Origin of the sequence: Kosmotoga arenicorallina S304, from assembly GCF_001636545.1 — a bacterium.
GTDB classification, from domain to species: Bacteria; Thermotogota; Thermotogae; order Petrotogales; family Kosmotogaceae; genus Kosmotoga_B; species Kosmotoga_B arenicorallina.
Window position 1 is genome coordinate 86,664 of the sequence record NZ_JFHK01000005.1, and the last position, 12,386, is coordinate 99,049.

Below are 12,386 nucleotides of genomic sequence, written 5' to 3' on the forward strand. Positions count from 1 at the left end.
AACAAATTGTATCATTTTACCTACCTTTTATCAATTCTTCTCAAAAGCTCATGTGCAATAAAGGAAGCAACATCTTCTGCAAAGGTACCGGGTCCAAACCCTGCATCATATCCCAATTCTTTTGCAAGCTCATGCGTTATTCTTGCGCCACCTGCAATAAGGATTACCTTCTCACGGATCCCTTCGGCTTCAAGGAGTTCCACAAGTTCTGTCATGTTTTTTATATGAGCATCTTTAGCTGTAACAGTTTGAGAAACGAGAAGTGCGTCTGCATTTAGCTCGATTGCCTTCGCAACGAAGTCCTCGTTGGAAACTTGACTTCCCAGATTGTAAGCATCAAACATTTCGTAACGTTCAAGACCGTAATGCCCCGCAAATCCTTTCATGTTCATTATGGCATCTATTCCCACTGTGTGTGCGTCAGTGCCTGTTGTCGCACCGATAACCACTATTTTTCTGCCTATATTTTCCTGTATAAAGGCATCTATTTCCTTCATGCTCATCTTTTTTACTGCGATTTTAGGTACTTTGATGGCTGTATAATCGACACTGTGTACACATTCACCGTATGCAACGAAAAAGGTAAATCCCGGGGTGAGCTCTTTCTGGTAAACAATCTGAGGATTGTTCAATCCCATTTTTTTCATGAGTAGTTTCGCAGTTTCAACCGCTTCCGGGCCAGCTGTAACAGGCAGAGTAAAACTGAGCTGAATTTTTCCGTCATTTATGGTATCTCCATAGGGTTTTACCGCTTTCAAATCAAGGGTTCTGTCAAAATCCCTTCTATCCATGGAATAGAGTCCACTCATCTGTTTTCACCTTCCAGCATTTTCGGTATGAACAGGTTGAAATAACTATTGGTTTTCTCAGCTACACCATCCAACCCCTTACCACCGTATCGGCTTCTCTCAATATCAGCGAAAATACCCTTTTCCAGAGCGCTGAACAGTCCCAGTTCTCTTATTTTTTCAAGCAATTCGGTTGCTTCATGAAGCACTTGCTTTGCTCTCCGCTGAACTATTCCGTTTTCTTTAAACTGAACTTCATCACCGATATTCCTCAAATTGTTGAAGATATACCTGGCGTTCTCAATGGATAAATACCGATCAGCCATGAAGGGAGTATGTATTGCTTCGGTTAACATTCCAAGCAGTTGTATTCCCTGTTTTGTCCAGATAGAAATAACGTTGAAAAGAGCATCTTGAATATGCCCCTTGAAGATATTACCTGTCATGTGCTTTGTGGGAGGCATATATTTTAGTGGTGCTTTTGGAAAGATTTCTCTTGCCATCTGGGCTTGTGCCAGCTCAAAGAGAAACCCATTTTCTATTTCGGGATTCATTTCAAAGGCATGGCCAAGCCCCATCTGCTCTTCCGAAATACCCGCAATAAGAGCAAGCTGCTCATTTATAAATTGTGATGCGAGTACAGTGTGAGCTGCTTCATAGGCATCGGCTGTCGTGAGATAGTTGTCTTCACCAGTGTTTATTATTACTCCTACAAAGCCATTTATCACTCTCGAGAAAAATTGATCAATCATCGTTCTCTGCATATTTATATCTCTAAAAAGGATCCCGTACAAAGCATCGTTGAGCATCACGTCAAGCCTTTCAAGGGCGCCCATAGCAGCTATTTCAGGCATACACAACCCGGAGCAGTAGTTGCAGAGACGGATATATCTTCCAACTTCCTCTCCAACTTCGTCGAGAGCTTTTCTCATTATTTTGAAGTTTTCCTGGGTGGCAAATGTGCCACCAAAACCTTCAGTAGTAGGTCCATAGGGCACATAATCAAGCAAGCTCTGACCGGTTGATCTGATTACAGCTATGATATCAGCACCCTGCCTTGCAGCCGCTTGAGCTTGGATAACATCTTCATAAATGTTTCCAGTCGCCACAATAACATAAAGAAATGGCTGAGAGCCTTCACCAAGCCTCGCTATTAAACTTTCTCTCTTTTCTCTATTCCCTTTTATAAAAGCAATGCTTTCATTCACCAGGGGCTCAAGAAGCGCTTTTATATCGTCCAGATCATGCATAGGAAGTTCGGTTATATCCAGCCTGTTGCCAGCAATTTCTTCAGCAATTTCTTGAGCTGAGAGACCTGTTTCAAGCATGGCATTTCCCAGATAAAGGCTTATACCATCACCAAGTAAATTTTTCTCCTTGATCTGGTCAACAACAACATTGGGTAATGGAACTCCCCCTTTGCTTACGCCGTCAATGCCAAGGAGACGACAGATTGTTCTTTCCACACTAACTGTCGTGTGGCGTTCCACGAATTTCTGAACATCAAGAGCTATATCTTTTGCGAGCTCTCTGGCTCTGTTCACTTTTTTAATATCCAGGCCCAGTTTACTTTTTGCAGTCACAGAGTCATTCCTCCTCCAAAAGCTTTTTCTTTGCTTTTGCGATTATTTCCTTATCCAATCCAAAAATCTCTGCGATTTTCAATGCTTCATGTGGTACTTCTCCGGGTCCGTCATTTAATTCTATCAACGAATAATCAACGTAATCAACAAGAGATACAGGAGAGTCGAGTTTTTCAGGCATCTTTTCCTTTAATCCTTTTACACGATAATGCCTTATCTTCCCTGTAATGCCGCCATAATGGGTTGTTATCATAGTATAGCAACGGCTATCAGAAAAGAACTCCGAAATAGCGCTCACAAGAGCTTTGCCTTCGTCGGGATTTGTATTTCGGGCAAGCTCATCAAAGAGTATGAGCCAGCGCTGTTTAGCATGGTTTATTGCTTCTTTCAATTCAAGTACCTCAGCGGCAAAAGAAGAAAGTCCTCTTTTATAGGATTGATAATCACCTGAAAAGAAGAAAACCCCTTCAAGTGGCACCATCTCAGCCTTACTTGCAGGAACAAAAAAACCAGCTTGAAACATCAACTGCGCGAGGGCAATAGTTCTCAACAGTACTGTCTTGCCACACATGTTTGCACCGGTGATTACACAAACTCCTTCTTTCAGGAATAAATCAACAGGTTGAAACTCCCTGAGATTAGATTCGAGAATCTCCTTAATTTCCGGATTGAAAAGCCCTTTATACCTAATAACTTCTGTGGAAAGGGTGGGACAGCATAAATTGAATTTTCTGGCAATCCCTGCTTTCGCTTGAAGAAAGTCAATTTTTCCTATAAGCTCCGCTATTGCGCTTATTTTTTGTGCCTTATCACGCAGTGTTCCAGACAGTTTATGCCTGATTTTTTGTTCCAGTTCCATTTCCTTGATGCTCAATCTCCTTAACCTTTCCTGAATATCGAAAATATTGTCTTTTGACGCATCGAGATGTTTTAGCGCTCTCTTTTCTTTCCTCAAAGCGGCAAGTTCCTTCGAATAAGCACTGTATATATGAAAATTTTTGAGCTTAAGACCTTCTGGATCCAGAACCTTTAGAAGTTCATCAGCTGCTATTTGCGGTAAGAACTCAGGAAGCTGGATATTTTCTATCAGGCTTTCATAGTTCAAAAAAAACTCTTTTAGTTCAAAGAAATCTACATCGTCAAGTATTTCGGCGCTTTTCAGCCTTTCAATAGTTCCCGAAATGTCTTTAAGTGTTGATAGTTTTTCCTTGAGCTCTTTCAGGGAATTTTCATTGCTGAAGTGTTCAATGAACATAGAAAGCTCTTCAAGTTCTCTTTCAATCAGCTCATGCTCCTTTATAAAAGTAATCCCTTTGAGCTTTTTCTTTCCATAGCCTGTTCTTACATCCAGCTCATCGATAATGAATTTAAAGCCCGTAACGTCAAAGAGTTTATCCCTATTCAAATTCTTCACCTTCCATAACATCTATAACAGGTATCTTTAACGACTTTCTTAGATCGCGTAAAATTTCTCTGGAATTGAAAACGTACCCAGCCGGGGAGAAAGGATTGAAGGTAACAGCAAGAAGTCTGGGCCTTCTCAGCACTTTGAGCTTTCCTCCGCTGCTAAAGAAGCGCTCTGTGATTTCCGGGGAAAGAAATACCTTTGTGTAGTCTTTAACTACCAGTGTAATATCCCGAGAAAGACCCCTGCTGATAAGGCGCTTCACAAAAGTTTCTGGAAGCGAGCCCGGAATGAAAAGCTTGCATCCTTTTCCAATTCTATCCAGAATAATGGCGGGATCACCCAGAATAGTTCTTGCTGGCAATTTTTCAAAGATGCCCCCTCTGGCAAGCCAGATGCCATCACCAAGCTTTTCAATGTATTCAGCCATAGGTTCAACGGGGAGTTTCATCAATTCAACAGCGTGAAGGGTTTTTCTCAAAATATCTGCAGGATTTAAAGAAAGGGCTGCACCCGTTGCCAATATAACCCCATCACACAAAAAGGGGGTTCCGGTACTGCGCCTTGATAAAGCACCATCGAGCAAAAAAAAGTCCACTCCGCATTTTTCGGCAACTTCCAGAAGCTCCCTCATTCCCCCAAGAGTGGAAGGACCCGATAGCATCACCTTTCCACTTTCAAGAGCCCTTGAAAGTACCACCTTTCCAAGGGCTGTTCGTCTATCACTTACCCATAAAACCTCGGATAGAAATGACTTCTTTCTGTAATGCACCTCGCTGGTAGCAAAAAGGTCACCCTCATACACCTCAATCTCTGGCTTTGGCGTGAGTGTCACTTGATCAATAGTTTCGCCGTCAAGCCCAATAGAAGTGAGGCAAAGCACACGTGAGGGATTCTTCCGTTTTATAAGTTTCATAATATAGCGCAGACTTTCGGTTTTTCCTGTATTCTTCTCGAGCCCGATAATGGAAAGGCTTCTAAGTTTCAGGATATTTTCAACGAAGCTTATTCCTCTTCATCCTCCTTGAAAAGGACTAGAGCCTGTCCCGTGAGTGCCTCTTCACCGTTTTCTTTTATTACACTTGTTGATAAAAGCAGCCTGGATTTTTCTTCGATCTTTTCCAGAACCTCGATTTTTATCTTTATCTTTTCGTTGATATAAACAGGCCTCCTGAAAGCTGCATCCTGTTTCAAGTATATAGTTCCAGGGCCCGGGAACTTCCTTCCAAGAACAGCTGAAACAAGTCCCAGCGTTAGAACACCATGAGAAATTCTTGCTTTGAAAATGCTCCTGGCTGCGAAATCATCATCAAGGTGTATGGGATTGTCATCTCCGGTGATTTCTGCAAATGACCTCACCATTTCATCGGTTATAACGCGCTCTTCAGTATATATGTATCCGGGCTTTATTTCAGCGTATTTCATTTTTCGCCCTCCTTCGTTCCTTCCATTTCGCTATTCTTTCGCGCCTTTCGAGTTCTGTTGGTTCAAGGTTTATCTGCTTTCCATCAAGCAATTTTGCCACACCGCTTAATTTGTACTTTGCTCTGTATTCAGAATCATCAACGTCGCTATCCACATCTTCTGGCTCATGGTATGTTGTAAGAACGCCTTCGTAGTTTCTCAACACCACCGTCCGATCTGACTGCGAAACCATGTATTGAGGCATTACTCTGATCTTCCCACCTCCACCGGGAGCGTCAACAACAAAAGTAGGAATACAGAAGCCAGAGGTGTGGCCTATCAATGCTTCCATTATAGCAATGCCTTTTCTTATTGAAGTACGAAAATGAGAAATGCCTGTGGACATATCACATTGATAGAGATAATAAGGCCGAACCCTTATCTTGACAAGCCCATGAACCAGCTCCATCATGATATAGGGGCTATCATTTATACCTCTGAGAAGAACGCTTTGGTTTCCAAGGGGAATACCAGCATCTGCCAATACTTCACAGGCCTTTCTTGATTCAGGAGTAATTTCCTTTGGATGATTAAAATGTGTATTTACCCAAATTGGATGGTACTTTCTAAGCATATTTACAAGGTTAGGGGTTATTCTTTGTGGCAAAACTACTGGTGTTCTGGTACCGATCCTGATTATTTCTACATGAGGGATTTTTCTCAACTCTTTCAGAATATATTCGATCACATCATCTTCCAGCAGCAAGGCATCTCCGCCTGATAACAGGACATCTCTTACTTCCGGAGTTTCCCGGATATATTCAATGGCTGCATCTATATCCTTTTTGGATCTTGGCCTATCCAGTTGACCTGCGAAGCGTCTTCTGGTACAATGCCTGCAATACATAGAGCACTGGTCCGTAACCAGCAGAAGCACTCGATCAGGATACCTATGTGTCAGCCCCTGCACAGGTGAGTCTTCGTCTTCATGCAAGGGGTCAAACATGTCCCACTTATCTATCTTCAGCTCCTTCTCAGTAGGTACCGCCTGTCTTCTTATAGGACATCTGGAGTTATCAGGATCCATAAGAGTAGCGTAATATGGAGTGATAGCCATTCTCAATGTTTTCAAGCAATTTTCAATACCACGCGCTTCTTCATCTGTGATGTTGATCACTTTCCTAAGGTCTTCAAGGGTTGTTATCCGGTTTCTAACCTGCCATTTCCAGTCATTCCAATCTTCTTCAGAAACATCTTTCCAAATGGGAATATCTCTATAATCTCTCATACAAACCCTCCATTACTGATATAAATTTTCGAAGAGTTCTCTTATTTCAGGTGCTTCCCGGAGAATGTTAAGGCTTAATTCCGCATGCCCCCGGGCATAACCATTGCCAATTATCATTGTAATGTCTTTCCCCACACCTTCAGCTCCAAGGGCTGCCCGGGTAAAAGAAGTTGCCATGCTAAAAAAATATACGATTCCACGATCCTTTGTTATCAATATCGAAGACATTTCAGTCGATTCAACGTTCACATTATTTATTACAACGTCGCAAAGTTTTCCTTTTGTCAATGCCATAACCCGTTCATAGACTTCTATGGGTTTTGTGGCATCAGCTACGATAACCTCATCTGCCAATCCCAGTTCCTCAATTCTTCTTGCATTTTCCTTTGAATACTCAACAACTATGACTTTACCTGTTTCGCCGGCATTTTTTCTGGCCTGATAAGCGCAAAGAACACCGGATTTCCCCCCACCGCCTATTATTCCCACAGTCATGCCTTTTTTTACAAGCCGTTCTACCTGAGCAGGAGCACCTGCAACATCGAGTACAGCCAGCGCAAGCCTGTCGGGGATATCTTCCGGGAGTACCGCGTATATGCCACTTTCAAAAATGATTGCTTTCCCCTCAATGTCAACCTGATCGGTTTCAACATTTATGTTTTTTATGCGGTCAATTTTCAGCGGAGTAAGTGATAACGAAACGAGAGTAGCTATACGATCGCCGACTTTTAAATCCAGATGAGCAAGATCAGGTCCAATTGCTTCAACCGTTCCTATCAACATACCACCAGAGCCAGTTACCGGATTTTGAAGTTTCCCACGTTCTTCAACGATTTTCTTAATCATCTCTGAAATTCTGCCTTTGTCATTATTGCAAGCATCTTTTATCTGCGTGAAACTGGCAGAGTCAACATTTAGCGTCTGAACCTTTATGAGAATTTCATTGGAATAAAGTTCCATAGTATTGTCAATTTTCAGTGCCGATTGCGGCAAAGAACCCTTTGGTTCAATCACCCTGTGGCTTCCAAAAGGGCACCCCTTTTTCATTGAGCTACCTCCTTTTTGAAATTTTCAAGATATCCCTTGCTTCATCAGGAGTGGCTATCTCCCTGCCAAATTCCCTTGAAATCCTTACAACCCTTTCCACAAGCTGGGTGTTTGATCTCGCCAGCTCCCCTTTACGGTAATAGATATTATCTTCAAAACCGACCCTTACATGCCCTCCCATAGCAATTGCGTGAAGTGCAAGGGGCAATTCATGGCGTCCTATTCCTGCCACGCTCCAGGTGCTACCTTCTGGAATGCAATTCACAAGATGAACAAGGTCATTCACCGTTGCGGGTACAGCGCCAGGAACCCCCATCACAAAATCAAAATGCAAAGGCTGTGCGATCAATCCTTTTTTCACCAGCTTTAAGGCGTTTTCTATCATGCCGCGTTCAAAGACTTCTATTTCTGGTTTTATATTTCGTTTTTTCATCTCTTCGGCAAATCTCTCAATATACTCCTGAGGATTGGCAAAAATATCTTTCCCGAAGTTGCAGGTGCCTGTGGAAAGAGTTGCCATTTCCGGATTTATAAACAAAGGCTGTATCCTTTCCTCTATGCTGTGCCAGACAGCTCCTCCCGTTGATGGTTGAACGATGATATTGCACTTTTTCTCTATCTTTTCTTTTATTTCTCTGTAAATTTCCACATTCTGTGTAGGTGTGCCGTCACCTTTCCTCGCATGCACATGCACAATAGAAGCACCAGCAAGATAACATCGATAAGCTTCTTCAGCAATTTCATCTGGTGTTATTGGCAAATTTGGTTGTTGCTCGCGAGTAACTTCCGCACCTGTAATGGCAGCTGTTATGATAAGCTTCTCCATGCGTTCATCCTTCCTTTCTTTGCTTTTCAAGAGGAACTACACATGTTCCAGAAGCTCTACATACAACAACAGGATCTTCAAGAACTTCAGCTGCTGAATCCGAGATATCAGGTCGTGCTTGAATCACCTTTTTAGCCTCAAATATCATCTTTCTTGACGTCTTGCCAATGTGAACAATTTCCCCTGTCACTTCGATGTAGTCACCAGCGTATACGGGAGCAAGAAACTCTACGTTATCATAAGCCCTAAAAAGTCCTTCATCACCGTCATTGCGTATGAGCAATTCAGTGGCTACATCCCCAAAGAGTTGAAGAATTTTAGCTCCATCGACGAGGTTTCCACCATAATGAGCATCATGCAAGCTCATTCTAACCCTAATGACAACCTTCTTCATCAACAATACCCCCTTAATAAAATTTTGCTTTCAATTGCAGCGTTATTCAACACTAAATAGAGGGAATTATCGGCGAATTAAGGCGGGAATAATTACCTATATCTTATATGCTTGTTGGATTACGAGAACGCTCTTTACAAACCGAAAGTTTCACCAAGAGCCATGGCCAATTTTTTTATGGTCTCTTCTCTCAGCGTGATTATATTGTTAAACACATCGATATCAATGAGCGAAGCTTTGAAGAGTAAGTTGATATGGTAAGAAATGGTGGATTTATTCAATCCGGTAAAATCCGCAAGCTCTTTTTGGGTTGATGGTTTTCTGGCAAGATATCTCAGGATTTCAAAGCGCGAATGGTCTCCTATTGCCTTCAGCAAATTGCTCAATTTATATTCCTGAGGGATCTTTTTGAGAAAATCCTTTGTTATCTCTTCAACCCCCATAATAAGCAAATGAAAAGTAGGATAGCTCATTAACCCGGAGTTGCTTCTTGGAATGGAATTCTGGAGCGCAACGTATAATGGACGTGAAGCATCTGGCGCTAAATCGTAATAATCCAGATAGTTTTCAATGGCATTTTTAACCGTTTTTGAGTTTATAGAAGAGAAAAAATCACTTATTTTGCGAAGGTTTTTGGCTCTGAGTCCTGTTTTTTCATAGAGTTTCAGGATCTTTCTTGTATTTGAAACAAGAAACTCCATTGCCTTCACCGGGAAAAGAAGAAGTTGGTTCGCAAACCACTTTGAATCCGAGCTTATACCTTCAATCTCTTCCACTTTCTCTGTTACGGTAAATGGAGAAGTATCAAGAAGCCTTTTTAACTCCTGACGTTCCATGTTCAATCTCCGAACAGCCAGCACCGTGATAAAACGGTCTCTTATCATTTCCATCAATTCAGGTGAGAGTTCAATTGATTCCTCAATCCTTACAGCAGTACCGTCTACCATTTTATGCTTGACTGGGAAAAGAACCGGCGATATCACGCCGAATTCGTTCATAAAGGTCGTATAGATACGGGTTGACCAATCTGTCTCTTTCAAAATCGCCTCTCGAAAGGCAAGGAGTTCCTGAGCGGGGTTGAAATCAACGCCAAGAGATTTCAGGGATTTTCTTACGGGTTCTGAATGAAAGGCATAATAGATCGCCATCATTAAATCGTATATCTCAAAATATCCAGCCACAATTTTCATTGATTATCACCCGTTTTCAAAAAAGTGTTGTTTATTTCTTCAATTATCTTTTTCAGGTTTTCTTTGTTGAGTGAATAATAAACTTTTCTTCCATCATTTGACTTTTCGAGTATTTCAAGTTTTCCGAGTTCAGAAAGATGATGTGAAATCGTAGCCTTGGAAAGCCCGCAATGTTCTGCAAGTTGCGCCACATACATAGGTTCTTTGGAAAGCACCTTTAGAATACAAAAGCGTGTCTTGTCGGATAAATCTTTGAGGAATTCCTTCAGTACTTCGCTTCCGCGGCTCCGGTATTTAGATTTCTCAGCACTTAATAGGTTTCCCAGAAGAAAAAGCATTCCTTCATCAAGCTTGACAGGATCAAAAGCAAAATTCGGAAGCAGGTGTTGAATAGAAAGAACAGGATATCCACCAAAGGAAGATCCTGATAGCTGCCTTAACCGCTCTATGAGTATAACTCTGGAATGCTCTTTGTTTAGCATTTTCAGCGTTTTGTGGGCTAAACAGGTAACTTCCTTTCTGAGTCCGCTTCTTTCATATGATTGCAGCAACTTTTCAAGGGATTCTTTGAAGATCTCCTTTGTATGCTGTGGAAAAATCAATAGCTGGGAGAGAAACCATGTTGAAGACCTGGAAAGGACCTTCTGATTTTGCAAAAAATCAAGAAATTTATCCCTTGAATAGCTTTTCAAAAGTTGCTGTTTGTTTCTAAAAAATCTGTCTATGACAGAAGAGAAAAACCTCGTTCCATTTTCTTCGAAAGCGTTGAGGTTATCAATTGATTTTTCGAGGGTTATAAAATCCCCATCTTCAAAGCTTTCACTTGCAAAGATCAGAAAAATTTCTCCCAGTTCTGAAAAGGCTGAAACCAACGTTTTCGTGTTCCAGGTAGCAGTGGCGGAAATATCACGTTCAAAAACATCTATCCGGAATTTCATGCCATCGGATAGTGATTTGAAATCCGCTTTATTTTTCCCGGTGATTAACTTTGATATTGCTATAAGCTCTCCCAGTTCGATCCACACTAATCTCAGCTTCATAAAACCCTCCGGTTAGATATATATCAAATTATAGCATTAAAATAATGAAGTGAGGATCGATTAACCGCGCAAAAACAATAGTATTTTCCTTTTAAATAGAATTTATTCCCGAATAGAGGTTTATTAAGCTTGTTTGTGAAGAGTTTCTTTATATTTCGCTTCAGAGCTCTTGAAACTGGATTCGGAGGCTTTACAAATAATAAGTTAGACCGTTATCGGTTGTTAACATTATGGGTTTGACAATCATCGAACATAGTGTTATCATAATTTCGTCAGGGAAAACTGGAGTTGGAGGGATGGATATGAAAAACAGCAAGTCTGTAAATGTAAAGAACATTCAGGAAGAAATTGAAAAGGTCAAGCTTTCGTTAATTACGAAAGGCTCAATTATAAATCTTTAACCCCCTTTAAACAAGAGACAAGAGCACGAGAGAACCGGATAAACATGCAACACCCCCCCTTTTTCCCCACGGAGAGTTTAGCGGGCCTGTTAAGGCCCTATTTTTTTTGCTTGCTGTTATAATAGAAATTGATTTTTTGGGGGTGATGAGTTGAAAATTCAAAAAAGGATTGAAACCTATCTATTGATTATCACATTTCTCCTAGCTATTATATCCGGTCTTATGCTCTTTGATATTGCTATCAACCCTCTTTTGAAATCCTACTTTGCCAATCAAACTCAAAGGGAAGAAGCTCTGCAACAAAGCAGAGAAGTTTTAAAAGAACTTTCCAGGCTGGAATTCTCTATTAAAGGATTCTATTATTTGAAGTCCGTACTTCCTTTAAATATTGAGGAGTTGGATGAAAAGACGAAATATAACTACCTTTTTGATTATGATGACAATGGTGACACATATAATGTAAAAATAAGGGGGAATATTTCCTTAAACACCACAAAAAAGCTCATGGAGGAATTTAATTTGACTGGAAAGCTTTATTCCACAGATAAGGGGTTCCTGTATATCTTCACAATCAAAAAGGTATATTAAGGCCACTTGAAATCGACTTTTTTTGCTATCGGAAGACTTCCCTTATCCAGGAAATACTCTTCGAAAATTTTCATAGACTAACCGGGGAAGTTCAATATCAAGGTCATAATCATAAGGAGTGCTTGTAACCAGACAACGCCTTGCTAATAAGTAAGGTTCAGGTTTTTCAGCATATAAAAAAGCTTCCACCAATACAAAAGCGCCTTTGTACATTTCTGTGCTCATATTGGCTTTTTTTACAATTACCTTTATCTCTTGCCCTTCCTTTTTGGAGAATTTCAGCGTTAAAAGCGTCTCTTCTTTTCTTCTTGTAAGCGAGACAATCTTCCCACATAAAACAACTAGATTATAGGCTTTCATTTCTTCTCCTTTTTCTTTTTTTGCTTAAAATGCTATCATTATATTGCCAAGTATATTGAATCGAGGTGACTT

13 protein-coding genes are annotated in these 12,386 nt (G+C 40.9%); 1 reads left to right on the forward strand and 12 read right to left on the reverse strand.

All coding sequences use genetic code 11. The features are described from left to right. Window positions 1-20: 20 nt before the first annotated feature. The 11 genes from kamE to AT15_RS04600 form a co-directional block, all read right to left on the reverse strand. A complete protein-coding gene (gene kamE, locus AT15_RS04550) occupies window positions 21-809 on the reverse strand; it encodes a lysine 5,6-aminomutase subunit beta (protein ID WP_068346805.1) in 789 nt (262 codons plus the stop codon). Continuing rightward, window positions 806-2,371 carry a lysine 5,6-aminomutase subunit alpha gene (gene kamD / locus AT15_RS04555; protein ID WP_068346807.1) on the reverse strand — a complete coding sequence of 522 codons (1,566 nt, stop codon included), beginning with the start codon at window positions 2,369-2,371 and terminating at the stop codon, window positions 806-808. Before kamD ends, kamE begins: the two co-directional genes overlap by 4 nt. A 4-nt stretch (window positions 2,372-2,375) precedes the next feature. Further along, window positions 2,376-3,776 carry a lysine 5,6-aminomutase reactivase ATPase KamC gene (gene kamC, locus AT15_RS04560; protein ID WP_161484654.1) on the reverse strand — a complete coding sequence of 467 codons (1,401 nt, stop codon included), beginning with the start codon at window positions 3,774-3,776 and terminating at the stop codon, window positions 2,376-2,378. After that, window positions 3,769-4,785, reverse strand: coding sequence for a lysine 5,6-aminomutase reactivase subunit KamB (gene kamB / locus AT15_RS04565; protein ID WP_456073070.1), 1,017 nt, complete (start codon window positions 4,783-4,785; stop codon window positions 3,769-3,771). Before kamB ends, kamC begins: the two co-directional genes overlap by 8 nt. Next, entirely contained in the window at window positions 4,782-5,201 is a 420-nt protein-coding gene (locus tag AT15_RS04570) for a MaoC family dehydratase (protein ID WP_068346813.1), read from the reverse strand. The genes kamB and AT15_RS04570 overlap by 4 nt, the downstream gene beginning before the upstream one ends. Further along, a complete protein-coding gene (kamA, locus tag AT15_RS04575) occupies window positions 5,188-6,468 on the reverse strand; it encodes a lysine 2,3-aminomutase (protein WP_068346815.1) in 1,281 nt (426 codons plus the stop codon). The genes AT15_RS04570 and kamA overlap by 14 nt, the downstream gene beginning before the upstream one ends. A gap of 12 nt (window positions 6,469-6,480) precedes the next feature. Beyond that, window positions 6,481-7,515: an L-erythro-3,5-diaminohexanoate dehydrogenase gene (kdd, locus tag AT15_RS04580; RefSeq protein ID WP_068346817.1), complete on the reverse strand. Its 1,035-nt coding sequence runs from the start codon at window positions 7,513-7,515 to the stop codon at window positions 6,481-6,483. 4 nt (window positions 7,516-7,519) lie between these two features. Further along, the gene (gene kce, locus AT15_RS04585; RefSeq protein ID WP_068346819.1) at window positions 7,520-8,341 is read right to left on the reverse strand and encodes a 3-keto-5-aminohexanoate cleavage enzyme; all 822 of its coding nucleotides are present in this window, start codon (window positions 8,339-8,341) and stop codon (window positions 7,520-7,522) included. Between the two features lie 4 nt (window positions 8,342-8,345). Continuing rightward, the gene (kal, locus tag AT15_RS04590) at window positions 8,346-8,735 is read right to left on the reverse strand and encodes a 3-aminobutyryl-CoA ammonia lyase (protein ID WP_068346822.1); all 390 of its coding nucleotides are present in this window, start codon (window positions 8,733-8,735) and stop codon (window positions 8,346-8,348) included. Window positions 8,736-8,869: 134 nt separating this feature from the next. Then, a complete protein-coding gene (locus AT15_RS04595; RefSeq protein ID WP_068346824.1) occupies window positions 8,870-9,925 on the reverse strand; it encodes a winged helix-turn-helix domain-containing protein in 1,056 nt (351 codons plus the stop codon). Then, a complete protein-coding gene (locus AT15_RS04600) occupies window positions 9,922-10,965 on the reverse strand; it encodes an ArsR/SmtB family transcription factor (RefSeq protein ID WP_068346827.1) in 1,044 nt (347 codons plus the stop codon). The genes AT15_RS04595 and AT15_RS04600 overlap by 4 nt, the downstream gene beginning before the upstream one ends. A 551-nt stretch (window positions 10,966-11,516) precedes the next feature. On the opposite strand from AT15_RS04600, the gene AT15_RS04605 reads away from it, so the two are divergent. Then, the gene (locus AT15_RS04605; RefSeq protein WP_068346829.1) at window positions 11,517-11,954 is read left to right on the forward strand and encodes a hypothetical protein; all 438 of its coding nucleotides are present in this window, start codon (window positions 11,517-11,519) and stop codon (window positions 11,952-11,954) included. A 42-nt stretch (window positions 11,955-11,996) separates the two neighbouring features. Here AT15_RS04605 and AT15_RS04610 read toward each other — a convergent pair whose 3' ends face one another. Further along, window positions 11,997-12,314, reverse strand: a complete 318-nt coding sequence (locus AT15_RS04610) for a hypothetical protein (protein WP_068346831.1) — start codon at window positions 12,312-12,314, stop codon at window positions 11,997-11,999. Between the last annotated feature and the right edge of the window lie 72 nt (window positions 12,315-12,386).

Excerpts from the sequence above, each read along its gene's own strand:
- AT15_RS04595 (WP_068346824.1), bottom strand. The coding sequence starts at position 9,925 with ATGAAAATTGTGGCTGGATATTTTGAGATATACGATTTAATGATGGCG.
- kce (WP_068346819.1), bottom strand. The coding sequence starts at position 8,341 with ATGGAGAAGCTTATCATAACAGCTGCCATTACAGGTGCGGAAGTTACT.
- AT15_RS04610 (WP_068346831.1), bottom strand. The coding sequence starts at position 12,314 with ATGAAAGCCTATAATCTAGTTGTTTTATGTGGGAAGATTGTCTCGCTT.
- AT15_RS04570 (WP_068346813.1), bottom strand. The coding sequence starts at position 5,201 with ATGAAATACGCTGAAATAAAGCCCGGATACATATATACTGAAGAGCGC.
- AT15_RS04600 (WP_068346827.1), bottom strand. The coding sequence starts at position 10,965 with ATGAAGCTGAGATTAGTGTGGATCGAACTGGGAGAGCTTATAGCAATA.
- kamE (WP_068346805.1), bottom strand. The coding sequence starts at position 809 with ATGAGTGGACTCTATTCCATGGATAGAAGGGATTTTGACAGAACCCTT.
- kamA (WP_068346815.1), bottom strand. The coding sequence starts at position 6,468 with ATGAGAGATTATAGAGATATTCCCATTTGGAAAGATGTTTCTGAAGAA.
- kal (WP_068346822.1), bottom strand. The coding sequence starts at position 8,735 with ATGAAGAAGGTTGTCATTAGGGTTAGAATGAGCTTGCATGATGCTCAT.
- kdd (WP_068346817.1), bottom strand. The coding sequence starts at position 7,515 with ATGAAAAAGGGGTGCCCTTTTGGAAGCCACAGGGTGATTGAACCAAAG.